General features: G+C 64.6%; 21 protein-coding genes, 1 tRNA gene and 2 pseudogenes. 16 read left to right on the top strand and 8 right to left on the bottom strand.

Annotated elements, in window-relative coordinates; all coding sequences use genetic code 11:
• The first annotated feature begins 115 nt into the window (after nt 1-115).
• From nicT to G6N25_RS18540, 3 genes are all read left to right on the top strand, one after another.
• Nucleotides 116-1,246, top strand: coding sequence for a Nickel transporter NicT (gene nicT, locus G6N25_RS18550; RefSeq protein WP_083074459.1), 1,131 nt, complete (start codon nt 116-118; stop codon nt 1,244-1,246).
• Entirely contained in the window at nt 1,216-2,229 is a 1,014-nt protein-coding gene (locus G6N25_RS18545) for an AraC family transcriptional regulator (RefSeq protein WP_083074460.1), read from the top strand. Before nicT ends, G6N25_RS18545 begins: the two co-directional genes overlap by 31 nt.
• A 307-nt stretch (nt 2,230-2,536) precedes the next feature.
• Nucleotides 2,537-3,838 (top strand): PPE family protein, encoded by a 1,302-nt coding sequence (locus G6N25_RS18540; RefSeq protein ID WP_083074461.1) that lies wholly within the window; start codon nt 2,537-2,539, stop codon nt 3,836-3,838.
• A 126-nt stretch (nt 3,839-3,964) separates the two neighbouring features.
• On the opposite strand, the gene G6N25_RS18535 is transcribed toward G6N25_RS18540, so the two are convergent.
• Nucleotides 3,965-4,876, bottom strand: a complete 912-nt coding sequence (locus G6N25_RS18535) for a TPM domain-containing protein (RefSeq protein WP_083074462.1) — start codon at nt 4,874-4,876, stop codon at nt 3,965-3,967.
• Between the two features lie 398 nt (nt 4,877-5,274).
• On the opposite strand from G6N25_RS18535, the gene G6N25_RS18530 reads away from it, so the two are divergent.
• The 3 genes and pseudogenes from G6N25_RS18530 to G6N25_RS24340 all read left to right on the top strand — a co-directional run.
• On the top strand, nt 5,275-5,943 hold the full coding sequence (locus tag G6N25_RS18530) for a nucleotidyltransferase domain-containing protein (RefSeq protein WP_083074463.1): 669 nt from the start codon (nt 5,275-5,277) through the stop codon (nt 5,941-5,943).
• Nucleotides 5,943-6,332 (top strand): hypothetical protein, encoded by a 390-nt coding sequence (locus G6N25_RS18525; RefSeq protein ID WP_083074464.1) that lies wholly within the window; start codon nt 5,943-5,945, stop codon nt 6,330-6,332. Before G6N25_RS18530 ends, G6N25_RS18525 begins: the two co-directional genes overlap by 1 nt.
• Before the next feature lie 130 nt (nt 6,333-6,462).
• Nucleotides 6,463-6,967 (top strand): annotated as a pseudogene (locus G6N25_RS24340) (tyrosine-type recombinase/integrase); the annotation flags it as partial.
• A gap of 329 nt (nt 6,968-7,296) precedes the next feature.
• Here the strand turns inward: G6N25_RS24340 and G6N25_RS18515 are convergent.
• The gene (locus G6N25_RS18515; protein ID WP_142272858.1) at nt 7,297-7,854 is read right to left on the bottom strand and encodes a hypothetical protein; all 558 of its coding nucleotides are present in this window, start codon (nt 7,852-7,854) and stop codon (nt 7,297-7,299) included.
• A gap of 495 nt (nt 7,855-8,349) precedes the next feature.
• Here G6N25_RS18515 and G6N25_RS18510 point away from each other — a divergent pair, with 495 nt between their 5' ends.
• The 6 genes from G6N25_RS18510 to G6N25_RS18485 all read left to right on the top strand — a co-directional run bounded on the left by G6N25_RS18510 (nt 8,350) and on the right by G6N25_RS18485 (nt 14,946).
• Nucleotides 8,350-8,955, top strand: coding sequence for a hypothetical protein (locus G6N25_RS18510; RefSeq protein WP_158084932.1), 606 nt, complete (start codon nt 8,350-8,352; stop codon nt 8,953-8,955).
• Entirely contained in the window at nt 8,940-10,511 is a 1,572-nt protein-coding gene (locus G6N25_RS18505; protein WP_158084931.1) for an exonuclease domain-containing protein, read from the top strand. Before G6N25_RS18510 ends, G6N25_RS18505 begins: the two co-directional genes overlap by 16 nt.
• A gap of 349 nt (nt 10,512-10,860) precedes the next feature.
• Nucleotides 10,861-11,652: a type IV toxin-antitoxin system AbiEi family antitoxin gene (locus G6N25_RS18500; RefSeq protein ID WP_158084930.1), complete on the top strand. Its 792-nt coding sequence runs from the start codon at nt 10,861-10,863 to the stop codon at nt 11,650-11,652.
• Entirely contained in the window at nt 11,649-12,557 is a 909-nt protein-coding gene (locus G6N25_RS18495) for a nucleotidyl transferase AbiEii/AbiGii toxin family protein (RefSeq protein WP_083077038.1), read from the top strand. Before G6N25_RS18500 ends, G6N25_RS18495 begins: the two co-directional genes overlap by 4 nt.
• 384 nt (nt 12,558-12,941) lie before the next feature.
• Entirely contained in the window at nt 12,942-13,403 is a 462-nt protein-coding gene (locus G6N25_RS18490) for a hypothetical protein (protein ID WP_083077036.1), read from the top strand.
• Nucleotides 13,372-14,946, top strand: coding sequence for a hypothetical protein (locus G6N25_RS18485; protein WP_083077034.1), 1,575 nt, complete (start codon nt 13,372-13,374; stop codon nt 14,944-14,946). The genes G6N25_RS18490 and G6N25_RS18485 overlap by 32 nt, the downstream gene beginning before the upstream one ends.
• Nucleotides 14,947-15,000: 54 nt before the next feature.
• On the opposite strand, the gene G6N25_RS18480 is transcribed toward G6N25_RS18485, so the two are convergent.
• On the bottom strand, nt 15,001-16,428 hold the full coding sequence (locus G6N25_RS18480; protein WP_142272857.1) for a hypothetical protein: 1,428 nt from the start codon (nt 16,426-16,428) through the stop codon (nt 15,001-15,003).
• Nucleotides 16,429-16,843: 415 nt separating this feature from the next.
• Entirely contained in the window at nt 16,844-17,365 is a 522-nt protein-coding gene (locus tag G6N25_RS18475) for a hypothetical protein (RefSeq protein WP_083077027.1), read from the bottom strand.
• Nucleotides 17,366-17,411: 46 nt separating this feature from the next.
• On the opposite strand from G6N25_RS18475, the pseudogene G6N25_RS24335 reads away from it, so the two are divergent.
• Nucleotides 17,412-17,666 (top strand): annotated as a pseudogene (locus G6N25_RS24335) (tyrosine-type recombinase/integrase); the annotation flags it as partial.
• A 43-nt stretch (nt 17,667-17,709) separates the two neighbouring features.
• On the opposite strand, the gene G6N25_RS18465 reads toward G6N25_RS24335, so the two are convergent.
• From G6N25_RS18465 to G6N25_RS18450, 4 genes are all read right to left on the bottom strand, one after another.
• Nucleotides 17,710-17,783 (bottom strand) — tRNA-Ile (locus G6N25_RS18465).
• A 54-nt stretch (nt 17,784-17,837) separates the two neighbouring features.
• A complete protein-coding gene (locus G6N25_RS18460) occupies nt 17,838-18,665 on the bottom strand; it encodes a carboxymuconolactone decarboxylase family protein (protein WP_083077056.1) in 828 nt (275 codons plus the stop codon).
• 7 nt (nt 18,666-18,672) lie between these two features.
• Nucleotides 18,673-20,046: a TldD/PmbA family protein gene (locus G6N25_RS18455; protein ID WP_083077025.1), complete on the bottom strand. Its 1,374-nt coding sequence runs from the start codon at nt 20,044-20,046 to the stop codon at nt 18,673-18,675.
• 102 nt (nt 20,047-20,148) lie between these two features.
• Nucleotides 20,149-21,666, bottom strand: a complete 1,518-nt coding sequence (locus G6N25_RS18450) for a TldD/PmbA family protein (RefSeq protein ID WP_083077023.1) — start codon at nt 21,664-21,666, stop codon at nt 20,149-20,151.
• 46 nt (nt 21,667-21,712) lie between these two features.
• On the opposite strand from G6N25_RS18450, the gene G6N25_RS18445 reads away from it, so the two are divergent.
• The 3 genes from G6N25_RS18445 to G6N25_RS18435 are packed head-to-tail and all read left to right on the top strand — an operon-like array spanning nt 21,713 to nt 24,739.
• On the top strand, nt 21,713-22,597 hold the full coding sequence (locus G6N25_RS18445) for a carbohydrate ABC transporter permease (RefSeq protein ID WP_083077021.1): 885 nt from the start codon (nt 21,713-21,715) through the stop codon (nt 22,595-22,597).
• Nucleotides 22,584-23,408 (top strand): carbohydrate ABC transporter permease, encoded by an 825-nt coding sequence (locus G6N25_RS18440; RefSeq protein ID WP_083077019.1) that lies wholly within the window; start codon nt 22,584-22,586, stop codon nt 23,406-23,408. Before G6N25_RS18445 ends, G6N25_RS18440 begins: the two co-directional genes overlap by 14 nt.
• Nucleotides 23,405-24,739 (top strand): ABC transporter substrate-binding protein, encoded by a 1,335-nt coding sequence (locus tag G6N25_RS18435; protein ID WP_083077016.1) that lies wholly within the window; start codon nt 23,405-23,407, stop codon nt 24,737-24,739. Before G6N25_RS18440 ends, G6N25_RS18435 begins: the two co-directional genes overlap by 4 nt.
• Nucleotides 24,740-24,804: the final 65 nt, after the last annotated feature.

Below are 24,804 nucleotides of genomic sequence, written 5' to 3'. Positions count from 1 at the left end.
TTTCGTCCGCAGCCGGCGACCGACGGGCGGCAACCACCAGCACACTTGCAAGTTGATCGCATGAAGGCATAGATTCACTTTGCTGTGTCTTGGTTCACGGGGAAGGTGACGCGGGATGACCATCGGCACCATCAAGCCGCAGCTGTCGTGGTGGTCCAGGCTGCGCCGTGCATCGTCTCCCGATGAGTGGCTGCGGATGGGATCGATGTTGGCCGTGGTCGTCGCGCTGCATCTGGTCGGCTGGATCACCCTGGTGGGCGTCGTGGATCCGGCGCGGCTCAGCGTGGGCGGCAAGGCCTTTGGCATCGGTGTCGGGCTGACGGCCTACACGCTGGGGCTGCGGCACGCGTTCGACGCGGACCACATCGCCGCCATCGACAACACCACCCGCAAGCTGATGAGCGACGGGCAGCGCCCCCTGGCCGTCGGCTTCTTCTTCTCGCTGGGCCACTCCACGGTGGTCTTTGCGCTGGCGCTGCTGCTGGCGACCGGGGCCAAGGCCCTCATCGGACCCGTCCAAGACGACTCCTCGACGCTGCATCACTACACCGCCCTGATCGGCACCAGCGTCTCGGGGGTGTTCCTGTACCTGATCGCCCTGCTCAACGTCATCGTCCTGGTCGGCATCCTGCGGGTGTTCGCCCGACTGCGTCGCGGCGACTACGACCTGGAAAAAGACGGGGCCGAACTCGACCGCCACCTGAACAACCGCGGCCTGCTCAACCGCCTCCTGGGCCGCTTCACCACCTCGATCACCAAGTCCTGGCACATGTACCCCGTCGGGCTGCTGTTCGGGCTGGGCTTTGACACCGCCACCGAGATCGCGCTGCTGGTCTTGGCCGGCACCAGCGCGGCGGCCGGGCTGCCCTGGTACGCCATCCTGTGTCTGCCGGTGCTGTTCACCGCCGGCATGTGCCTGCTGGACACCATCGACGGCTCGTTCATGAACTTCGCCTACGGTTGGGCCTTTTCCAACCCTGTGCGCAAGATCTACTACAACATCACCATCACCGGGCTCTCGGTGGCCGTCGCGCTGCTGATCGGCAGCATCGAACTGCTCGGCCTGTTCGCCGGCCAATTCGGCTGGCACGGCACCTTCTGGGACTGGCTCGGTGGGCTCGACCTCAACACCGTCGGCTTCGTCGTCGTCGGAATGTTCGTCCTCACCTGGGCGATCGCCCTACTCGTCTGGCGCTACGGCCGAATCGAGGTGAAATGGGCCGTGCAGCAGGAGATTTCCCGCTAACCACGCCGGGATGGAGTGACATGCGAGTAGCTCCTGACGCGGCATCCGGTACCAGTCTGCGGACGCGACACGCGGATCAGGCTCGCGCGATTCTGCAAGACCGGTTGGGGCGTCACTCGTTGCGCGTGCTAAATCCTGAAGGGACGGTTGATTTTACGCTTCGTCAGGCGCAGCTGGACTGCATAACATTTTTCGAGATCTCGTACGGCTCCGATGTCGAAGTCTTCACATCAGGGCTCATCGATTGCTACCTGCTGCAGCTGACGTTGGCAGGAACATGCGACGTCACGACGACTGAAGGCCGGGCCGAGATCGGTCCGGGAGGCTTTTATGTGGTCAATCCCAGCACTGCTTATCGCGAACGATGGAGCAGCGACGCCACCCAGCTGATCGTCAAACTTCCGCGGAGGCCCGTCGATCGGCTGGCGCGCGCCGACAGCGAGGACCGGCCGGTCATTTTCGAGCAATCCTCGGATCCGCTGCCCGGCCCGCTCGACGACCTCGTCAAGTTCTTGTGGCGGGATCTCACGACGCAGGGCCGTGCGCGCTCAAGCGTTATCGACCGCAGCGCGGGCAACCACCTGACGAAAGCCCTGCTGCACCTACTTCCCAACTCGGCCGTAGCGGTGTCTGCACCAGATGACTTACCAGCGTGCTTGTTTCGCGCGGATCGGTACATTCGAGAGAACCTCGCCGGCGAGATCGGCCTAGTAGATATCGCGGCCGCTGCCGGCGTCAGCACGCGAGCCCTGGAGAACGCGTTCCGCCGCCACTGGCGGACCACGCCGGTGGCTCACGTCCGCAACCTGCGGCTGGAAGCCGCCCACAGTCTGCTCACTGACCCGGTCGATGGAATGTCCGTTACGGACGCGGCCCTCGCGTGCGGCTTTACGCATCTTGGTCGCTTTTCCCAGGGCTACTCGCGTCGGTTCGGCGAACTGCCCTCCCAGTCGCGACGCCGCGCGCTGGCAGCCACCAACTGATCCGGCTGGATCGCCATACGTAGCGGTTCTCAACGTTGTCCCGTGCGGGTTCAGACGTTGTGTCCGCGATCGATCCCGAATGCGCTGTCGTGCAACGAAAAGTGGATAGTCGGGGTCGTTTCCGGATAGTAAACGTCCACGCGGGAGAGCATCATTTTGCGGTGCTTAAAGACGGGTAGGCGCTGTCTGTCTCGCTGAGGAGAGATGTCATGTCGTTCGTCACGGCACAACCGGAAACGGTGGCTGCGACCGCGAGCAATCTGCAGGCTGCCGGCTGTGCGGTGGCCGCCGGATAAGGCGGGGGACAATGGATTTCGGGGCGTTACCGCCGGAGATCAACTCCGGCTTGATGTATGCCGGGCCGGGGTCGGGGTCGATGGTGGCCGCCGCGACCGCCTGGGACGACTTGGCCTCCCAGCTGAATTCCGCGACCGGGATCTATTCCTCGGTGATCTCGGAACTGACCAGTGGGTGGCGAGGTCCGGCGTCGACGTCGATGGCGGGCGCGGCCGCGCCCTATGTGGCGTGGATGAGCACCACCGCCGCGCAGACGGAGCAGGCGGCCACCCAAGCCAGGGCTGCTGCGAACGCGTATGAGGCGGCGTTCGCGATGACGGTGCCGCCGTCGGTGATCGCCGCCAACCGCAGCTTGTTGACGTCGCTGGTGGCGACGAACTTCCTGGGGCAGAACACCGCGGCGATCGCCGCCGCCGAGGCTCAGTACGGCGAAATGTGGGCCCAGGACGCCGCCGCCATGTACGGCTACGCCGCCGATTCGGCCGCCGCCTCGGCGGTGAACCCCTTCACGCCGCCACCGCAGACCACCAACCCGGCGGGGCAGGCCGTGCAGGCCGCCACAAGCGCCCAGACCACGGGCGCCTCGGCAGCGTCGAACATACAGACGGAGCTGTCGCAGCTGCTGTCGGCGGTGCCGACCGCGCTCCAAGGCCTCACATCGCCCACTTCGCCCACCTCCGCAATGATGAATTCGATCGGGCTCGGGGGAGCGGACCTCTCGACGCCGGAGGGAATCCTGAATTTCTTGGCCGGAACGGACGGGTCGCCCATGGGCGCCTTCCTGAACGACAATTTCCTGAACACCATATTTTCGTCTGGGTTTTACATGCCGGGCAACTTCCTAGGCACCATGACCGATTTCGCCGGCATGGAGGGCGGCGGTGCGGCCGCGGCTGCGGCGGCGGATGCAGGCGCGGGGGCGGCCGAGAGTGCGGGGTCGGTCGGAGCCGGGCTCGCTTCAGCGGTCAGCCCGCTGGGCTCAACGGGATTGGGCGGCGCGGTATCGGGGAGTCTGTCACAGGCGTCCTCGGTCGGGGCGCTGTCGGTGCCGTACGGGTGGACCACCGCCGCCCCGGAGATCAGGCTTGCCGCCGAGGCGCTGCCGGGCGGCGGGTTTAGCGTCGCCCCCGCCCTTGCTGCGGGAGGCGAGGGAAGCATGCTCAGCGATCTGGCTTTGGCGAGCATGGCGGGACGCGCCATGAGCGGTACGAGCATGGGTGGACGTTCCATGGGCGTCACCGCTGCCCAGAACCGCCCATTGCCCATCGTGATTGTGAAACCACCCCCATCTGGCGTCGACAAAATCGATTAGTGCTTGTGGCGATGGCGCCTAGGCTTTGGTACGGCTACAAAACGGCCTCGGCCAGCTGGCTCTGCCGGGACGCGCACATCAAATGGTCTGCGGGCCTTTCCTTTTGGCGACCCTTGACCCCACCGATCATTGTGTGGATGCGGTGCCTCGACGTCGTGGCGGGCGGTGGGCTGCTAGCACGTTGGCGTTTGCCAGCGTTTGCGCCTGAGCGGCCAGCGTCGATGCCCTGTTGGCATACGCGATTGCTTCGGTGTCGTTGCTTGCTTCCTTGCCGTGCGCTGCCGCCAAATACCGTTTCGCCTCTTCGAGCCGGGCCTGGGCCTCGCCGTCGATGCTCTCGTGATGCCTGGCGACGTAGTCGGAGATCTGGCGCAATCTGGCGTCCGCCGTGGACAACGCCTGTCCCAACGAATGATCGCGCCCTTCGATGTTCACCTGCCCATCGCTGGGGTCAACCCGCCGCGCGCGCCGGCGGCGGCGTGCACGATAGAGCATCAGAATCACCACAATTACGACCACGACGACGATGACGCCGATCGCGATCGGCAGCCAGGCCCGCTTTGATGAGCTTGCCGATTTGTCCAACCCGTCGGCCGCAGCGACCGCAGCACCGCTCCAGTCTTTGGCGGCCACCGCCGGTTCAATTTGATTGCTTCGCAGGTTGTTTAGCTCGGCCGCTGTGAGGCCCTGCCCCTTAGGCGGCACGGTGAACGCGTACAGCTTGGTGTTGGTGGCCACGGCCAGCAGGGCGTCGTGGTTGCCCATCCCGCTGGCGCTGCGGGTTCGGTCGGCCCAGTTCTCGGGTTTGAACCTGGAGAAGTTGTCGACGTAGACCACCCACAGCTGGATGTGCCGATCGCGGTAAAGCCGGTCGATTGCCGAGCTGACCGCCGCCCGACCGGAATCCGTCAACGCCCCGGTGCTGTCAGTGATGTGATCCGTGAGCTTGGACGGCGGTTGCGCGCCGGCGGGGGTTGCCAGCAGTAACCCCGCTGTGAGGATCGTCAGGACTGCACCAAACAGGCGAACAATGCGCATACGAGTAATCTAACCGCCATCCCTCGTGGGGCTGTTCCTGGTGGCGCGGGCGGGGCTCGAACCCGCGACCAACGGATTACCGCCCACCATGTGCGATGCAGACTGGTCTGTCCAGTATTTGCTTGTCCGCCAACCAATTACAGTGTTCATTAGACACTCATCGTCGCCGTCGATCCTCGTAGTTTCTCGACCATAAACGACCAATAAAAGACGAGCTGGCGGCGAGACCAGCCAGAGCCGAACAAAGGCCCAAAGTCGACACCGTGCCCACCTACCGATAACACTAACAACGTCAAGACCATGCGGCCGTGATCGCCACCATGGCGTGGCACGCGGCGGAAATTCCAACTATAGTTGTGATACTCTAACTTTAGTTGTAGATAAAGGAGGGGCGCGCGATGCAGCTGAACCGGCCGTTCGCCACGGTGACGCCGACGTTGGACGGCGACGTGCTCGGCGTTCTCGCGACCAGCGAGGTGACGTTCACGATCACCCAGATCCAGCGCATCCTGACCACCGCGTCGGGGGAAGGCATCCGCAAAGTCCTCACCCGCCTGACTGTCCAGGGCGTGGTGCTCCGTGATCAGGTCGGCAGGACCAACACCTACCGACTCAACACCGAACATCTTGCGGCAGAGCCGATCCTGGCGCTGTCGCGGCTAACCGCAACGTTCCTGGACCGCCTCGAATCGCACCTGGAAGGGTGGGGAGAGGAGCTCAAGTACGCCGCGGTGTTCGGGTCAGCGGCAACGGGACGGATGACTCTCGGCAGCGACATCGACCTGTTCCTGGTGCGCGCCTCCGACTCCGAACACGATGGCCGCCAGGGGGATTCGGAGGTGTGGGAGCAACGGGTGGCCAAACTCGCACGGTCGGTCACCGCGTGGACCGGCAACGACGGCCGCGTCGTCGAGTACACCGAAGATGAGCTTCGCGCCGCGGCCACTGCCGGTGAGCCGCTCCTGAGCGACGTGGTCAGGCAAGGCCTAACCGTCGCCGGAACACGGGCATGGCTCAATAGGCAGCTACGCCCGGTAGGCAAGGCTGCGGCAGCGCGGAGGGCCTGATGGCGGGGACACGTAAGTGCAATTCCGCCGTCACCGCAGGGCGCCTGTCCAAGGCGGTTGAGTTCTTCGACGCCGCTGAGCATCTGGAAGCCGACATGCCCAACGCGGCGGGTGATCTATTCGTGGACGCCGGTATCGCCGCTTCCGACGTCATCTGCTGCGTCCGGCTCGGCGTACATTCGTCAAGTGGGACCCACAGCGGAGCCGTCACCCTGCTGAAAACGGCGGACAAGGGATCCGAAAAACACCTGAGCACCCTGCTCGGCTTGAAGAATAAGGCGGCCTACACCCACCAGGCGCTGTCCACCGCTGAGTGCAAGAAGATGAATCGCGCCGCTTCCTATCTGGTCGAGGCGGCCAAACGGGCCGTGGCGTCAGCAGGCCAGTAACCTGACATCGGACAGGAGCAGCCCCGACCAGTGAACCCTGTGCCACTCCGGGTACGCCATTCGGCGCTGCGCGTCCTCGACGCGAATCATCCACTACCGTCTGCAAAACACGTAATCAAACGAGTTCACCGTCCTAATCGCCACCGGGCTTCGCCGCTCCGAGCTGCTGGCGTTTGCGGTGGACCGACTTCAACGAGACGAAAGAAACGATTGCGGTCACCGGAAAGGTGGTTCGCGTAGTCGGAGTAGGCCTACAACGGACCGACGACACTAAGACTGACGCGGGCCAGCGCACGATACCTTGCCGCGCTTCGCCGTCGGCGCGCTTCAGGACCGCCGCACATGTCCGTACTTTGGCGAATCGACTGTAGTCTTTCCATCGACGGCAGGGATCTTTCGCGACCCCAACGACCTTGGCAAGCAGTGGCGGAAAGTCCGTGATGAACTCGGCGTACCAGGTGTTGCCACGTACTCGTTCCGCAAGACTGTTGCAACGCTGATTGACGAGGAGGACCTGTTGGCTCGCGTGGGCGCCGATCACCTCGGGCATTCCAAAGTGTCGATGACACAGGATCGCTACATGTCTCGCGGGGCGCGTGCACACCGAGGTCGCCGCCCTGGACCGCGCCATATAGTACGAATAAAGGTCGGATCGTGCGAATAGGTGGGCTAACTACCTACTCGGACGTGGGGCTGTTCGTGGGGGCTGTTCGTGGGGCGGGCGGGCTCGAACCCCGCGACCAACGGATTACCAAAAGGCACTTCGCGTTAGGCCCCGAAATCTACGATAATTTTCCTGTCCCGCAACATGTTTGGTTGAGATCCAAGCTCATCGGGAGCCCGACGATTTCCATCAATTCTCATTCAATTGCGACGAATAAACGGCAACTAGCCGACAACTAGCCGCGCATTCGAAGTTGCGCAAACTTGAAGGTGCTTGCCGAATCATCCGCCAAGAGCTGAGTCAGACCCGCCCGGACAGGTCGATTCCGACAGAGGCCGACAGTAGGGTGATCGCCGCGACCTGGAACCCCAAGCTCCATGTCACGAGCTTGGCCTTCATGTCGTTGCCGTCGCGCAAGCTGCAGATTGTGTTGACCTGTCTGGTGAGCCAACTGCGCGTCGCGTCGTCGGCTAGACGGGCCCACTCGGTGTTGTCCCGGGCAAGGCTCTTCAGCGTCTTCCGGCTGGTAATCGCGTACTTGAAGCCCCAGCTTTGGATGAAGATAGCGATCAGCGCCGACGCGACAAAAGCTACCAGCGCCGCGAGAAGAACCCAGATGGCCCAACGATTTTGAAATACTTGGTCTTTACCCGTGACAAGCACGGTCAGGCCGAAGATCAGCGTCAGCAGCGCTCCGCTCGATGTAACGAGCGTCGCGCCGCGGCCCTCCAGCGCCCTACGCCGGTCAAATTCGCACTTCAGCAAGTCGCTGACCATTGCCTGATATATCTGGCCAGCCGCAGACACTCGCTGCGGGTCTAGCGGCTCACCGGGGCTGGATGACGACTCGGCGCTCACGTTGCCTGTCACCTTGACTTGCCCTCACGTTGTCGTCAGTCCACGGGTCCACCCAGGCCGCAGCTGTCACCGTCGGAGGTGGCGGTGGATCTGGAGGGGGTGGATCCTGAGGCGGCTGGTAACTGCCATCGTGTCTTTGTGTCATCACAGGGCCTTGCTCGGATTGAGATCGCATTAAACGTCAGATCAGCCTGACACAGCGGACCGACATTCATCCGCAGGAGCGGCCCGCGTGCCGTACCAGGGGACGCCGGCCCCTTTTAGTCGACTGGCCGGCGGACACGGAGCGGACGGAACCGCACCGCTGATACGCCGCCGTTCGGTTCCGGCCGACCGGTCGAGCCGGCCGTCCGGTCGGTTGATCGGGAAACAGACCACCCCGCGGTAATGACCGTATGACCGCTACGCATAACTCGCTGGATCAAATCACTGCGACATGTCCCCCTCCTGTCATAGCTTTAGCAGCCGACACGAAGGTCGGTGAGAGGGAGCGACATGCTCGGGTTCGCAATCGTTGATCGGCAACCGAAGGCAAACGCGACTGCTGTGTGGCTTACAAGCCGTGTTGAAGGTTCTCTGCTGGTCAACCACACCAACGCAGTCGTAGTCCAGCACGACGATGAACGGCACGATGACACGGTCTGGGCTCTAACGGCCGACCGCGCTGTCGTCCTCACCCAGGGCACCACACCGCCGATCTCGTTCGTGCATGCGCTCGGCATCGAAGCGTTCGATGTCCTGATTGACGAGACAGCGGCCCGCCAGCAACTAATCGCCGATGCGGTGACTGCCTATGCGCAAAAAACCCGCAACCGGAACCTGGTGATACCCGACTTCTCGAAGGACCGGCCCAAGCTCACGATGGATGTGCGCAACGAACCCGAATTTCGTGCGCTGTCTGTTGCCAACTACGTCGCCCAGGTATGGCGGACTTGGATTATCACCGACGAGCAACGTGTCCGCCGCACCATCAACCCGAAGACGAAAAAGCCCCCGTGGATTATGCCCGAGGAACTAGGCGATCCGGTGGTCGCGGAGTTTCCACCAGAGTTCGCAGAACTCGCGAAACCGGAGCCCACGACGCGATGCTCAACTACGTAGCCATCGACTTCGAGACTGCAAATTCCTATCGCGGCTCGCCGTGCGCCGTCGGTCTCGTTCGTGTCCGCGACGGAAGGCCAGTCGCCGAACACAGTTGGCTGATCAGACCTCCCGAAGAAGTCGATTATTTCGACGGCTACAACACATGGATTCATGGCATCACTGCCGACATGGTGGCGGACAAACCCCGTTGGAAAGAAGTCCTGCCCCACCTGATGGACTTTGTCGGAGACGACATTGTGATCGCCCATAACGCCGGGTTTGACATCGGCGTCATCCGCTACGCCTGTGCAGTCGATAACATCGAGTGGCCAGAGATGCGGTTCCTGTGCACGATGGTTCTTGCGCGTCGGGCGTTACGACTTCCCTCCTACCGCTTGCCGTTTGTCCTTGACGCGCTAGGCGGTTCCATCGACGATCACCACGATCCTCTCGCGGATGCCCGTGCCGTTGTGGATGTCGTCCGTGGGCTCTCCACCATGCGCGGTGTCGATGACCTCGATCAACTAGCCAAGTCGGTTGGTGCGTGTATTGGCCACATGAGCGCCGGCATATACAAGGGCAGCGTGTCAGCGGGAGGCGGCGGATGGCGGCCTGTGCGTTGCGAATTGAACCCCGACGCCGACCCCGACGGCTATCTGTTCGGCCGAGTCGTCGTCTTTACGGGCACCCTGATGTCGATGACTCGCCAGCTCGCATGGAACGAGTGCTCCGCCATCGGGGCAATAGCTGAACAGGACACCACCAAACGAACCAATGTGCTCGTCATCGGTGACATCAATCCCGCCGTTCTCCGCCCTGGCGCGACCTTAACCAAAAAGGCGGAGATGGCGTTTGAACGCCAAAGCAAGGGCCAGCAGATCGAAGTGATGACCGAGGACGACTTCCTTCGATGCTTAGAAGGGAAACCCCTGGACGGCGGGGAGAACCTGCTGGCTTCCGGCGAACCATCGGAGAAGCCAGCCGCCGTCCCCAGCCATCTCCGAAAGGTGCCGTTGGCTGAACGTCCTAAGCCCAAGCCGCCCAAACCCCCGAGGCCGCTGCGGCGGGAGCGCCGCTCGCTAACGGACCAAACGTGCTCCGCCGAGGGATGCACCAGCACTGCCGCATTCTTGACGCGCTCGAAGCCGACATGGTGCGACGAGCACATCGTCGCATTGCAGCGGCGTGGCGGGATCAGGCCCTTGGAGACGTTCACCCATCCCGACGATTGGCAGCTCACCGAGTGCCTGACGTGCACCGTCGCGGCGCATTATCGGTTCAACTACACCTTGGAAAAGAACGACATTGGTGAGGTAACGTGCCGAGCCTGCTACTGGCGAAGTTGGGCCGCCCACGCGAGGACGTTGCAGGGAGCTTGGGCGCACCTCGAACCCGTGCCATACGAAAAAGCTCGGTCATGCGCGGAGGAGAATGGATACGACTACTTCGGACCGCTGACGGCCCCATCGCTGCCCGACGATCCGCACCACGTCCGTTGCCGTAGGTGCGGCAAGATCAGCGCCGAACGCCTTGGCGACATCGCATTCGGCTGCACATGCGCGCCGCGAACATAGGCGGCGGTCGGCGGGTGGTCTGCCTCCCGCGCGCCGCCGCCGCTCCCTCCGCCGCCGCTGCCCATGGTGCTGCTGCTGTTGTCGCTGCTGTTGATGTCGTTGCTGGCCGAACCAGCCGCTCGGCCTGTTAAGACGGCCGCCCGGCCAGCCAGCACTCGGTCACCGGGGCCGATGTAATACCGCGCCACAGCAAATGTGACTCGATATCAAATCGTGCTGCACCACGCTGATGGCAAGCTATAGCCTCTTAAGTAAATGTGCTGGTGATACTGTCATTCACAGCCTTATTTTGTTAATATGACACAAAGAAGGGCGGTGAATGACAGTGGCACGTACGATACAGCGCAGCGTGGCCGACGTGATCGAGCAACTCGAGCTAGACGGCGACTTGTTGATCACAGCAGACCGGCTGGCCACGGCCATGCGACACGCCGGCCTCGACGGTGACGAACATGACGTCCGCCGCCTCGCATATGAACTCCAGCGGGCGGGCTGGCTGGGCCAACTGCGCACCCGACACGTTTGGGAATTCCTCCCGGGAGCCCGCGGGGGCGCCTACAGCGGAGGCGATCGCTTCATCGAATTCCGCGCGCTGCGCGCTGTGGACCCAACATGGCGCGGGGTGCTCGCGATGGAATCCGCCGCCACCGTACTCAGTCTGGCCCAACGATTCCCCGAGCAAGAGGTCGTTGCCCTCCCCGACAACCAGCCTCTCCCGAAGTCGCTCAGGGGAGCATGGCGTTACGTGCGCATCGAGCTGTCCGCCGCTGGGCTGACGACAATCGACGGGTTGCCGTCCTGGAACCTAGAAGGGTTGATCGTCGGTATCGCCGCTCGGCCATCCGCCTATAAGGACGTACCTGGCCTGGCGCAGTGGCTGCCCCAAGTCGACGAAATCGTCAACACCGACGCCATCATTGCCCTGCTCGCAGACATGCCGCGCGCGACAGCGCAGCGCGCTGCATACTTGCTCGGCGCGTCGGGCAATCACGATGCCAAATTCGAGGTAATCGGGGCCTACCCGGCAAACGAAGCGGCCTGGCTCGGCCCCCGGCTCGCCGGTAAAGGCGTCTTCGACCCCGAGGCGCAGGTCAACGACACACTGCTGCATCCCTACCTCAGCGCGGGAACTGGAGCATGACGCGGATCACCGAGGGACACCTCGCGCGGCACTACCAAGGACTCAAGGGCGGACGTGATGCCTCTCTACTTGATATCGCACAGGACCACGCGCTGCACCTGCTGCACGACCGCGGGTTGTTCGACCAGGACCTTGTATTTAAAGGGGGCACCGCGCTGCGGAAATTCAGAGCCGGAAACGCGGGCCGCTTCTCAACCGACCTTGACTTCGCCGCACCCGATGATGACGTGGCACTCGCCGTCCTGGCTGCTCTCGACGGCGTCACCATCGGCGGCTTCTCGTTTGCGATCGAGAATTTCGGTGACGACGGCCGGCGAGGCGACCTCATCGTTGACACACCGTTCGGCCGCCCACGACTCGGCGCGAAAGTGGAGCTGGCGCGCCACCAACTCAGCCTTGAGCCCGAGTTCCTCATCCCGATAACCCTGCCAATTCATGACCGCTACGACTTCACCTTGGCCCCGACTCCGACGATCCGAGTAGAGGAAGCTGCATCTGAGAAGCTAGCCCGCTATCGCCGGGTGCCACTTGCACGCGACCTTTACGATCTGCAATGGTTCGCGACCGGCGGCGCGTTCGATGAGGCACTCGTCCGGCGGCTTTGGGTGCTCAAGGTCTACCGTGACATCGTGGTCGACGATCGGGGCGACAAGCCTTTAAGCCCAAACGATGTGCTCAGGCCGCGCACCGCGAGCGAGTTCCGCGAAGAGGACATCGGTTACCTCACTAAGCCCGTTCGGATCGACGACTGGATCGGCGTTGTGCGCAGCCGTTATGCCTTCCTAACCGAGCTGAATGCGGACGAGCGGCGGTGGCTCGAGTGCAATGAGCGCCATCGATACGAAGTCGACAAAGAGCTTGCGTCATTTCGGGCGCAGAACGACACACTCGAAGAGACACTCTGACGGCGCATCGTCGCCGCGGCATCGTCGCCAACCGCTCAGCGCACGGCCGCCGTTCGCCTCCGGCTGTCATTGCCTGGGCTTAACGTGCAGGGTGAGCTTGTCGCATCCGCGAGCGGAGCATAGAGGCTTGGCAGGCAAGTTAGCTTCCGGTCAGCTCGACGCGACGTAGGCTCGTGTCAATGGAAGCGAATGTTGAGGGTGCAGTGCCGGCCGCCTCGCCGCTTTGGCTTGTACCGCGTGAGTATTGCTCTGGCGGCGCAAAGTGGCTGTCGCGGGCGATACACGATTTGTCTCGCGAGATACATCCGATACTGGCCGAGTTCGGGCGAACGACGGTCATCGATCTACCCGAGGTGCACCCGACCGACACCAACAAGATCGACGATGCCGGCCGCGGGGCCTGAGGGCCAGGGAGACCCCCTGAATCGTGGTACGCAGTCGCCGCTGTACCGCAGCATCGTCGTCCAGCATGAATGGACTACAAGTGTCGACGAAGTGCTGTCTTTCGATACTGACTCGCTCCTCACCAACATCGCAGCGGCAGCGGACGAGATGGGTGGCCAGTTGGTGAGCGCGGCAGCGGAACACATCGGCGAGATCTGCAAGCAGACAGGAAGCGTCATCGATGCGACCGGCCGCGATTTCTACGACGTCATCATTGAAGCCGCTGAACAGATGGAGTTGGCATTCGACGACGATGGCGCACTACAGAATTCGATTCTGCTGCATCCAGACGACGCACCGAAGACACCGCCCACTCCAGAGCAAGAGGAGAAATTGGCGACCATAGTCAGTCGAAAGCGGGACGAGTGGAATGCTGCGCGCCGTCGTCGAGAACTTCCTTAAATCCCTGACGGAGCGCGAGTTCGACGGTCCTCTCCTCGCGATGCTGTCGAGCCAGGGGTTCACCGATATCCACTTCACGCACGGCGGCTTCGAGTTCGGCAAAGACGTCATTGCGAAAAAGGAAGCGGCTCACGCCGGCATACTTTCGCGCCTGCGGATCCTCCTTCGGTGGGGCAAATCGTCCCGCATCCGCCAGTACGCAATTCAATCGAAAGCCGGAGACATCGGTCTCGCCGAGTGGCGCGCGGTGCGGCCTCAGCTTGAGGAATGTGAGTACAACACGCTCAGCCACCCCTCCTTCGATGAATCGCTCCCCCGCGTGGCCGTACTGGTTACCACCGGACATCTCAAAGGCGCAGCCGCACCAGATGCTCAGCAATTCAAAAAGAGCTGCAAATCAAGGGGATTGGCCAGCTTTGAAATTTGGGATGAGCAAAATCTCTTAAACTGGTTGTGCAACGATCCCACGTTAGGGCTGACCGCGGCCAACGTACAGGATGAGCTACTGGCACTGGTTAGTTCGATAAACGGCGGCTCGGTCACCGAACCCGAGCTCGAACGGTTCTCCCGGCGATGGCTTGCCGGAGAATCGATCGAATCCCGCCTTAAGCGAGCATCGATCGAGACGTCGGTTGTCTGTAGCCTTTTGCGGAAATCGCAGCGACTCGATCTGGCAGCCCTTATGTCGTTGCACTTGTATAGGACTGCGTGGCAGGCGCTCCCTGGCACCGTGGCGGAGTCAGCGCTGAGGCTCTTCACGGCTTACGCTATCGAGCTACTTGAGCAGGTCGAACCACTTCTCGGGGACCCGAGAGCTCTTGCGGGTGCGCTTACCGTCGACCCACTGTCAGTTGTCATCTACCCCGCGGCCTGCAGCAGGATGATCGAAATATTCGGACTGCTGGCGCTCGGAGCCGGCGCGAATTTGGCTGATCGGGCCGCAGAAGCGGTACGCCGGTTGTGCTCCGATCACCCCGGCTGCTACCGCCCAATCGCCGATCAGTTCGCTGTATCACTGATCGCGCCCACAGTTGTGTTGGCGCGCCACGACCGAGGTGTCGCGACCTCCTACCTAAAGTCCGTTGCCACATGGCTTCTCGACCGCCACGATCCTGCTCACAGCGGCCTGGGACTGGCGGACCTTCAAGAGAGCGAAGAGGTGGCAATCGAACGCGTACTCGGGGGTTCGCTGGCCGGCACGACTCTTCAGGCGCGGCGCCAGAGTTACATCGCAACCGTTCTCATGGACCTTATTTCGGCCGTAGGGGCTCAGGATCTATACGAGGCCGTCCGCGGCAACCTCGAAGCCATGCGCGTAGTGCCTACGATGACAGCAGCGGATGAAGCAAAAGCGAACTGGCGCCGAGGCGGGCCAGACGTTTGGCCACAACCCCGCGTTGACTACAAATCATGGACCGACCCCAGACCGGATCATTATTCGTACAACTCATTAGTTGAACCGATGGATTGTCTGTATCTACTATCGGTTTGCCGGAGTCGTCACTACGTCACGGCGATCGCCGCGCTCCTCGACGATAAGTAGACCCCCGCCGTTGGCTCCGGCGGCGGTAACGCGACGCGCCAGCCGCGCAGATCCTCAGGCCCGCGAGGTGTGTTCGAGGTGGCGAAGTATCTGCTTTTCCAATGAATGTCGTTCGTCGCGCGTCCATTCTCGGATTTCGGGCATCGCGAGCGGCTGGCCAAGCGGATCGAGCACGGTGTCGACGTATTCCTGGCACCATGCGCGCCATTGCGATGCGGCAGCCCGGTCGACATCGTCCGGTAAGCGCTCGATGGCGCGATCCATCGCGGCGATGTACTCGCGTAGCTGTAACCCCTCGCGCCACCGCGCGTGCTGGTCCCGCAGGACTTCGGCTCGAACATTCTCAACGTGAAGAATGAGCGCTCGGCGCTCGGCTTCGGCCTGCAGTCGTTCTCGCTCAATCGCCGCCAGTCGTTCCTGCTCGCGGCGGCGGTCGGCCTGGTCAGACTGTCGCTCGATCTCCCACAAAATCGCCGCAAGCAGGCTCTCGACCCTCGTTCGCTTGGCAGGCGAATCCGACCACGATTCACTGATCCCTGAGCTGCCGCCAGACTCCCAGATGAGGCCGACAGCAAGGGAATCCCCGGCGTCGGCGTCGGGCCGCTTCGGCGGCTTCCCCCACCGCGGGGGCGGCACCTCCCGGTATTTTTGCCAAACGGCGATCGTGTAGCGGTAGCTGCGGATCTTGATCGCAATGTGGCCGTGTTCAGATTGGCGAAAGTGGTAGCGGCGTGGCGGATTGGCGGGTTCGACGCGATGTCCTCGTGCGTCAGCCTCCACTGCGAGCGCTTGCAGTATGCGCAGCATTCGACGTTCCGACGCGGCCGACATCGTCATGAAGTCTCGCTCACGAAGGCCCGCGAGGGCGGGGTGCCATCTGCTGATGCGTTCTGCCTGAACGACTTCGGTTGCGGGGGTGGTCCGCCAATGGGGGGCGTCCTCCAGGCGTATCACTGAGATCTCCCAACGGCTGCCCATCTCGATGGTCAGTTGCTTGCCTTCGGGCGCAAGCTTGTGACGATTGACTGCGGCGACCAGCAATGCGTACGGCCGCCGACCCTCTTTGGACTCACGCTGGACTTCCCCGCCGGCAGCGATCACCTCAGCGACCAGTTCCCGCGCCCTACTGGGTGGTTGCTTCTTCGACTGCGCTGTTACCGGACTTCCTGGGTGGGGGTCGACCGGCCGCTTCGCGACTACCGCCGGTTTCACCGGTGGTTCGAGATCCACCTGTGGCCCACGTGGCCGTTTGACCCAATGCCCCTCGGGATACTGGCCTTTCGTCAAATAATGCTCGCCAGCGGGCAGGATGGCGGCACTCCAGACACCGCGTCGCTTCGATACCGTCACAAGACGCCGTGATGCCAGCGCGGCTGCCGTGGTCTTGAAGGTGAAATCTGTCCACCGACCATCGGGACACCGATCGCTGATCCACCGCAGAACTTCGAGTTGTCGATGGTTGAGCGGGGAATCTAATGCCACGTCAAGAATTGTCGGGCTCTTTTAGATGCCGCGCAGCCGCGCGACCTCTGCTTCGAGTTCCGCGATCCGGCGTTCGGGTGCTGCCCATGTAGGTTTCCGCGCAACGGGAGCTGATTCGGCGCGCGCCGGCTGCGCAGCCAGGCCAACTGCTCGCGCGTCAACGACCGTCGCCGGGTCGCACCGCATTCAGTACATCTGACCGACCCGCTAAATGCGGCATGCACGGTCAGATGGGTTCGGTGCGCAGTCCGCTCGATCGTGTGCCCGCAGTAGAGGCGCAATCGCCAGACCATCAGTTCCTGGGAGCATAGCCACCACTGCGAAAACCAACGGATGACAGAATCCCGCATCCGGATCTGCTGCGAGCCGAGCGATGGGGGTTCGCCGCGAGAGAATCCGGCAACAGGCCTATTCTTTATTCGCTCAGATACTGCTCGGACTCATTGTCCTCTCGGCCAACATCTACTTCGTACGACTCGGCGATCTCGTCCAGTAACTTGCCGGACCGCGGCCATTGGTCCCTGACCGCGTCTGCCCAGCCGCGGTACTTCAGCGCAAGCTTCCGCTCCTGCGCTCCTCCTTCGTGGGGGCGGCGACATGTCATGCCGCGCTGGTTCAGCCGTGAAATCGCGAGATGTCGTTCGAGGTCGTGGTCCTGCTCGCGTTCAAGCACTTCACGCACCGCGACGCACGGCCAGGTCCCGTCCTCGTCGGTCGCTGTACCGGCGAGCGCTTCGCCGATCGCCATCGAGGCGACCCCCGCTCGCTGCCGAACCTTGAGTTCTTCGCGCGCTCTACCGATCCACGCGTGCATCAGGTCGGGGTCTGGCGTAGCACCAGCCACCGTGCCCAGCATCGGGTCCTGCCACCCTCGCAGCAGCTCGCAGCAGACGCGGCTGAACCTGTTTTCATCGGAATCGACAGCGTCGGCCCCCACGTTGCCCGGCTGCCCATCGGGGCCTGCCCCATCTTTGTCCGCCCTGCGCGATCCGAACAATTTCGGTAAGCAGTGGCGCACTGTGCGGGAGGAGCTAGGTGTCCCCGAGGTCACCACCCACAGCTTCCGAAAGACGGTCGCAACCCTCATTGATGAGGACGGTCTCTCAGCCCGAATCGGGGCCGACCACCTCGGTCACAGTCACGTCTCGATGACTCAAGACCGTTACATGACGCGCGGACGAATCCACGCGCAAGTGGCCGACCTTCTCGACCGAACCGTCGCTAAAAGCGGTGAATAAACGGTGACTCGGCGACAGTAGTCTCCAAAAATAGCCTCTGAAGTGGGGCGGGCGGGGCTCGAACCCGCGACCAACGGATTATGAGTCCGCGGCTCTAACCAACTGAGCTACCGCCCCGATATGGCGCGGCACCCATGGTGCCACGACGCCGCACCGAAACACACACCGCCGTCAGCCGAACACCGTTTGACCATCGGCGTCGAGCAGGTACCGCTCGGTGCCGTGCTCAACGCGCGGGGCGTCGGCCCCGAGCGATACGGCGATCTTGTTGCTGGCATTGCGCATGACGTCGAAGGTGAGCTCCACGGCCTCGGCCTCCGAGAACCGGGAGCGCACCTCGGCGGCAACGTCGGCGACGAGGTGCGCAGGGGTCCAAATTAACCCATCGGTATAGCGCAGCGCTGCCTTAGCGCGTGGGGTCAACGACCGCGAGGCCTCGTAGCGCTCGATGTCGCCGTACAGCGTCTCCGTGCCCCCGGCGTCGAGCGCGGTGCCCTCGCGCAACGACTTGCACAGCCGGCAGTTGTGCTGCGCCGCGCCACGCAGCCGAACCAGCTCGGAGGTGACCGGGTCCAGCGCGCGCATCCGGGCCACCGCGGGAAGGAACTCGTTGAACACCACGTCCGACGGCTCGGTGACGTGGTCCCACGCGATCGGCCCGTTCACCCAGCCGAGATACTCCGAGCCGACACCGAGCGCCTCCAGCCCGGCGCGCACCCGCGGCACGAAGTCGGCGATATACATCAGCACGACGACACCGAAAGTGCGGTCGCCCAACGACTTAAACAGCCGCGACCGCTGCCCGGCGGTGATCGCCGACACGTCGACGCTGAACTGCTCGGCGAACTCGGCGACGACGGCCTCGGCCTCCGACGCGGGCTCGCCCACCTCGACGCAAGCAGGCAACGGTGGCAGCGACAGCGTCTGCGCGCACACCCGACGCACCAGCCCGGTCAGACGACCGTCTCCGGGAGAGAAAGCCACCAGCTGATCCAGCATCACAGCATTATTGCGCCTGGCTCACCGATGACATATGGAAATCCGGTATCCGCAGCGACGGCATCGCCGCCCGGGTGGCCCAATCGCCCCATTCGCGCGGCAGGGTCTTCTCGCTGGCGCCGGCCTCGGTGACCCGTCGCAGCAGATCCAGCGGGCTCTCGTTGAACCGGAAGTTATTGACCGCCGCGACCACCTCGCCGTCCTCGATGAGATAGACGCCGTCGCGGGTCAGCCCGGTGAGCAGCAGTGTGGCCGGGTCGACCTCGCGGATGTACCACAACGTCGTCAGCAGCAGGCCGCGCTCGGTGGCCGCGATCATGTCCGCGAGCTCCGCTGACCCGCCGGTCATCACCAGGTTGTCGGCGGCGACGGAGACCGGGGCGCCGAACTTGGCGGCCGTGGCCCGCGGATAGGCCAGCGCGTTGATCACCCCGTCGCGGATCCAATCGACCTGGGCGATTTCCATGCCGTTGTCGAACGCCGACACCGTCTCCGACGAACTGCTCACCGCGACGAAGGGCGTGCACGCCAGGCCCGGCGCCATCGGATCGGAGAACAACGTCAACGGCAACTCGGTGAGCCGCTCCCCCACCCGCGTTCCGCCCCCGGGCGCCGAAAACGCGGTGCGGCCCTCCTGCGCGCCGCGGCCGGCCATCGACCAGGCCAGATAGATCATCATGTCGGCCACCGTCGACGGCGGCATGATCGTCTCGTAGCGGCCCGCGGGCAGCTCGACGCTGCGCTTAGCCCAGCCGAGCCTCGTCGACAGTTGCTCGAGCAGCGAATCCGTTGGCACATCGACGAAATCGGCCGTGCCGATACCCGCCCAGGCGCTGGCGTCGCCGCGCTTGGCGTTGATCTCCACCGCGCCGGTGGGCTGCGTGTAACGTCGGCGCAGCCCGGTCGAGGAGGCCAGGAACGTCGTCGAAACGCTATGGTGCGCAAAGCCGTACAGTCGGTCGGTGCCGCGAAAAGCCCGGCTCAACGAGTCGGCGACATCGGCGAAGACCAGGGGCCCGGTGCCGGGCACCGGCGCGTCCCAATCGGCGGGCACCCCGGCATCGGCCAGCAGCGGCGCGGCGTCGCCGGCCTCCGGCGCCGAGCGGGCCGCCTCCTGGGACGCCGCCACCAGACCGGGGATCACCCGCGGATCCACCTCGGCGGAGACCACCGTGCCGATGTGTGCGGTATCGCCCCGGCGCACAACGGAAATCACCGTGACGCTGCGGCTGACCGAAACCCCGTTGGTGGTCATCGAGTTGCCCGCCCAGCGCAGCGTCGCCTCGACCTTGTCGGTGACCAGCACCATGGTCTCGTCGGCGCCGTCACGTTTGGCCGCCTCGTCCAACACGATGTTGACGACGTGCTGCGCGGTGATCATCGGCGCCGCTCCTCAGCATCACTTCGTTCTGCATCGTCACCGGCGCGGATCATCGGCGCCGCTCCTCAGCATCACTTCGTTCTGCATCGTCACCGGCGCGGATCATCGGCCACCCTCGGCAACGGTGTTGAGCACGCTGACATTTCGGAACAACGCCGAAGGACAGCCATGGCTCACCGGCGCGACCTGGCCGGGCTGGGCCTTGCCGCAGTTGAACGCGCCACCCAACCGCCATGTCGACGGGCCGCCCACGGCTTCGAGGGAGTTCCAGAAGTCGGTAGTGGTCGCCTGGTAGGCGACGTCACGCACCTGGCCGCCCAGCCGCCCGCCGCGGATGCGGAAGAACCGCTGGCCGGTGAACTGAAAGTTGTAGCGCTGCATGTCAATCGACCACGACTTGTCGCCGACGACGTAGATGCCGTCCTCGACCTGGCCGATCAAATCGGCCGTGCTGATCTCACCCGAGGCCGGCCGCAGCGACACGTTGGCCATCCGCTGGATCGGCACGTGATGCGGCGAGTCGGCGTACGAACACCCGTTGGAGCGCGGCCGCCCCAGCCGCGGCGCGAAGACCCGGTCGAGCTGATAGCCCACGAACACACCGTCGCGCACCAGGTCCCAGCTTTGCGCCGCCACCCCCTCGTCGTCGTAACCGATGGTGGCCAAGCCGTGTTCGACGGTGCGGTCGGCGGTCACGTTCATCACCGGCGAGCCATACCGCAGGGTGCCCAGCTTGTCGGGGGTGGCGAACGACGTTCCGGCGTAGGCAGCCTCGTAGCCGATCGCGCGGTCGTATTCGGTTGCGTGACCAACGGATTCGTGAATGGTCAGCCACAGGTTGGTCGGGTCGATCACCAGGTCAGTCGGCCCCGCAATGACGCTGGGCGCCTTGACCTTCTCGGCCAGCAGCGCGGGCAGCTGCGCGAGCTCGTCGGTCCAGTTCCACACCTCGTCGCCGGCCACCGCCTCCCAGCCTCGCCCCATCGGCGGAGCCAGCGTGCGCATCGAATCGAAGCTCCCCGCCGCGGCGTCGACGGTCACCGCATCCAGCGACGGCAGCACCCGCACGCGCTGCTGGGTGATCGACGACCCGAAGGTGTCGGCGTAAAACGTCTGCTCCTTGACCGCCGTCAGGCCGGCCGACACGTGGTCGATGCCGTCGGCGCCCAGCAGCCGCCCGGAGTACTCCTCCAGCACCGCGATCTTGTCGTGGGCGGGGACCTCGAACGGGTCAATCCGGTAGTTCGACACCCAGGTGGCGTCGGCGTACACCGGCTCGGGCGCCAGCTCGACGCGTTCGCTGTTCAGCGCCGCGAGCGTGGTGGCCACGTGCACGGCGCGGCGCGCGGTCTCGGCCGCGACCGCCGGCGCCAACTCCGCGTGCGACGCGAATCCCCAGGTGCCGTCGACGATCACCCGCACCGCCAGGCCGACCTCGCGGCTGACGACGGCGGTCTCCAGCTCGCCGTCGCGCAGCTGGATCATCTCGGTGCTGAGGCGGTGAAGCCTCAGGTCGGCGTAGCTGGCCCCGGCCGCTTTGGCCGCCGACAACGCGGCGTCGGCAAGTTCGTGGCGCGGCAGGTCCAGGAAGTCGGCATCGATCCCCCGGTTCGGTGTCACGGCTACACCGTATCGACTCCTCATGGCGGCCCGCTTTAATACCTCCATGGCCGGCGCCGCTCCGGGGAAACGCCCTCGATCCACCGCGCTGGGCTACGCCCTGCTGGCACCCAGCCTGTTCGGTGTGGTCGCCTTCCTGCTGCTGCCCATCCTCGTCGTGATCTGGCTCAGCCTGTATCGGTGGGATCTGCTGGGCCCGCTGCGCTATGTAGGCCTGGCCAACTGGCGGTCGGTGCTGGCCGACGCGGGCTTCGGTAACTCGCTGCTGGTCACGGCCGCGTTCGTGGCGATCGTGGTCCCGGCGCAGACGGCGCTGGGACTGCTGGCCGCATCGATGCTGGCCCGCCGGCTCCCCGGCACCGGCCTGTTTCGCACGGTGTACGTGCTGCCGTGGATCTGCGCGCCGCTGGCGATCGCGGTGCTGTGGCGCTGGATCCTGGCGCCCACCGACGGCGCCGTCAGCGCCGCACTGGGACACAGCATCGGGTGGCTGTCCGATCCCACGTTCGCGCTGCCGCTGGTGTCGGCCGTCGTGGTCTGGACGAACGTCGGATACGTCTCGCTGTCGTTCCTGGCGGGCCTGCTGGCCATTCCCGACGACGTGCACGCCGCCGCGCGCACCGACGGCGCCAACGCGTGGCAGCGGTTTTGGCGCATCACCCTGCCCATGCTGCGCCCGACGATGTTCTTCGTTCTGGTGACCGGGATCGTCAGCACCGCACAGGTTTTCGACACGGTCTACGCGCTCACCGGCGGCGGCCCGGCCGGCAGCACCGACCTGGTGGCCCACCGCATCTACGCCGAGGCCTTCGGCTCGGCGGCGATCGGTCGGGCGGCGGTCATGGCGGTGGTGTTGTTCGTCATTCTGATCGGCGTCACCATCGTCCAGCATCTCTACTTCCGGCGGCGGATCAGCTATGACCTTGTTTAGCCGCCTCTCCAACACCGTGATCTATGCCGGGCTCGCGCTGGGCTCGCTGATCGCCCTGGCGCCGTTCGCGCTCGGCCTGCTGACCTCGTTCACGTCGGCACACCAATTCGCCACGGGCACGCCGCTGCAATGGCCGCGGCCACCCACGTTGTCCAACTACGCCGATCTGGGCGGCGCCGGCTTCGGCCGCGCGGCCGCGGTGACCGCGTTGATGACGGCGGTGATCCTGGTGGGCCAGCTGACCTTCTCGGTGCTGGCGGGATACGCGTTCGCGCGCTTGCAGTTTCGTGGACGCGACGCGCTGTTTTGGGTCTACATCGCCACGCTGATGGTGCCCGGGACGGTCACGGTGGTGCCGATGTACCTGATGATGGCCCAGGTGGGTCTGCGCAACACGTTCTGGGCGTTGGTGCTGCCGTTCATGTTCGGCTCGCCCTACGCGATCTTCCTGCTGCGCGAGCACTTTCGCATGATCCCCAACGACTTGATCAACGCCGCGCGCCTGGACGGCGCCAACACGCTGGACGTGATCGTGCACGTGGTGATTCCGTCCAGCCGGCCGGTCCTGGCCGCCTTGACGCTGATCACCGTGGTCTCACAGTGGAACAACTTCATGTGGCCGTTGGTGATCACCAGCGGCCACAAGTGGCGGGTGCTCACGGTGGCGACGGCCGACCTGCAGTCGCGGTTCAACTCCCAGTGGACGCTGGTGATGGCGGCGACGACGCTCGCGATCGTCCCGCTGATCGCCCTGTTCGTGGGGTTCCAGCGCCACATCGTCGCCTCGATCGTCGTCTCGGGGCTCAAGTGAGGCCCCGCCGTTCCTCGCTGATCGCCGCGTCGCTGGTGCTCGTCGCGGCGCTGTTGGCCGCCATGGCGGCGCTGTTGAACTACTCCGGCGAACCCCACGGCGGCAAGATCGTCGTGCGGGTGCGGCTCTGGGCCGACCAGATCGCCGAGGCGTATCGGCAGTCGTTCGAGGCGTTCGGCCGGACGCATCCCAACATCGAGGTGCGCCTCGACATGGTGGCGTATTCGACATACTTCGACACGCTGCGCACCGACGTCGCCGGCGGCAGCGCCGACGACATCTTCTGGCTGTCCAACGCGTACTTTGCCGCTTATGCCGACAACGGCCGGTTGCTCGACATCGGCAAGACCCTGGGCCCGGCCGCCGCCGCGGATTGGGAGCCGGCGGTGGTGGACCAGTTCACCCGCGGCGGCGTCCTGTGGGGCGTGCCGCAGCTGACCGACGCCGGAATTGCGCTGTACTACAACGCGGACCTGCTCGCGGCGGCCGGAGTCCAGCCCGCACAGCTCAACGGCCTGCGGTGGAGCCCGGACGGCGACGACACCTTGCGGCCCCTGCTGGCCCGGCTGACCGTCGACGCCGACGGAAACGCGGCAAGCGCACCGGGTTTCGATGCCGGCCGGGTCCGCCAGTGGGGATACAACGCGGCCAACGACCCCCAGGGGATCTACCTGAACTACATCGGCTCGGCCGGCGGCGTGTTCCAGCGGGGCGACGAGTTCGCGTTCGACAACGCCGAGGCGGTGGAGGCGTTCCGCTATCTGGTCGGTCTCATCAACCACGACCACGTCGCGCCGCCCGCGGCGGACACCAACGACAACGGCGACTTCTCCCGCAACCAGTTCCTGGCCGGCAGGATGGCGCTCTTTCAGTCCGGCACCTACAACCTGGCCCCGGTGGCCCGCGACGCGCGTTTCCATTGGGGCGTGGCGATGCTGCCCGCGGGCCCCGCCGGCCGCGTGAGCGTCACCAATGGCATTGCCGCGGCGGGCAATTCGGCGACGAAGCACCCGGATGCGGTGCGCCAGGTGCTGACCTGGATGGGCAGCCGTGAGGGCAACGCATACCTGGGCCGTCGGGGCGCGGCCATCCCCGCGGTGCTGTCGGCTCAGCGGGGCTACTTCGACTACTGGGCGGCCGAGGGCGTCGACGTCACACCCTTTTTCTCGGTGTTGAACGGCCCGCGCATTCCGGCGCCGGGCGGTGCCGGCTTCGCCGCGGGGAGCACGGCCCTGCAGAGCTACTTCGACGAAATGTTCCTCGGCCGAGGCGATGTCGCGGTGATCCTGAAAAGGGCCCAGGCGGCGGCCAACGCCGCCGCGCGGCGCTAGCGGGAGCCGGTCCGCGGCGCGAACGTCACGCTAGCGTGACGTTCGGACGTCACCGCCACGCTGGC

The sequence above is a fragment of the Mycobacterium heidelbergense genome (genome assembly GCF_010730745.1).
GTDB classification, from domain to species: domain Bacteria; phylum Actinomycetota; class Actinomycetes; order Mycobacteriales; family Mycobacteriaceae; genus Mycobacterium; species Mycobacterium heidelbergense.
This window is presented reverse-complemented; position numbering and strand designations above follow the sequence as displayed.

Coding starts and splice junctions, on each gene's coding strand:
- G6N25_RS18440 (WP_083077019.1), top strand. CDS start 22,584: ATGACCTTGTTTAGCCGCCTCTCCAACACCGTGATCTATGCCGGGCTC.
- G6N25_RS18505 (WP_158084931.1), top strand. CDS start 8,940: ATGCTCAACTACGTAGCCATCGACTTCGAGACTGCAAATTCCTATCGC.
- G6N25_RS18525 (WP_083074464.1), top strand. CDS start 5,943: ATGGCGGGGACACGTAAGTGCAATTCCGCCGTCACCGCAGGGCGCCTG.
- G6N25_RS18535 (WP_083074462.1), bottom strand. CDS start 4,876: ATGCGCATTGTTCGCCTGTTTGGTGCAGTCCTGACGATCCTCACAGCG.
- G6N25_RS18455 (WP_083077025.1), bottom strand. CDS start 20,046: ATGATCACCGCGCAGCACGTCGTCAACATCGTGTTGGACGAGGCGGCC.
- G6N25_RS18495 (WP_083077038.1), top strand. CDS start 11,649: ATGACGCGGATCACCGAGGGACACCTCGCGCGGCACTACCAAGGACTC.
- G6N25_RS18545 (WP_083074460.1), top strand. CDS start 1,216: ATGGGCCGTGCAGCAGGAGATTTCCCGCTAACCACGCCGGGATGGAGT.
- G6N25_RS18460 (WP_083077056.1), bottom strand. CDS start 18,665: ATGCTGGATCAGCTGGTGGCTTTCTCTCCCGGAGACGGTCGTCTGACC.
- G6N25_RS18485 (WP_083077034.1), top strand. CDS start 13,372: ATGCTGCGCGCCGTCGTCGAGAACTTCCTTAAATCCCTGACGGAGCGC.
- G6N25_RS18490 (WP_083077036.1), top strand. CDS start 12,942: ATGCCGGCCGCGGGGCCTGAGGGCCAGGGAGACCCCCTGAATCGTGGT.
- G6N25_RS18540 (WP_083074461.1), top strand. CDS start 2,537: ATGGATTTCGGGGCGTTACCGCCGGAGATCAACTCCGGCTTGATGTAT.
- G6N25_RS18530 (WP_083074463.1), top strand. CDS start 5,275: ATGCAGCTGAACCGGCCGTTCGCCACGGTGACGCCGACGTTGGACGGC.
- nicT (WP_083074459.1), top strand. CDS start 116: ATGACCATCGGCACCATCAAGCCGCAGCTGTCGTGGTGGTCCAGGCTG.
- G6N25_RS18445 (WP_083077021.1), top strand. CDS start 21,713: ATGGCCGGCGCCGCTCCGGGGAAACGCCCTCGATCCACCGCGCTGGGC.
- G6N25_RS18510 (WP_158084932.1), top strand. CDS start 8,350: ATGCTCGGGTTCGCAATCGTTGATCGGCAACCGAAGGCAAACGCGACT.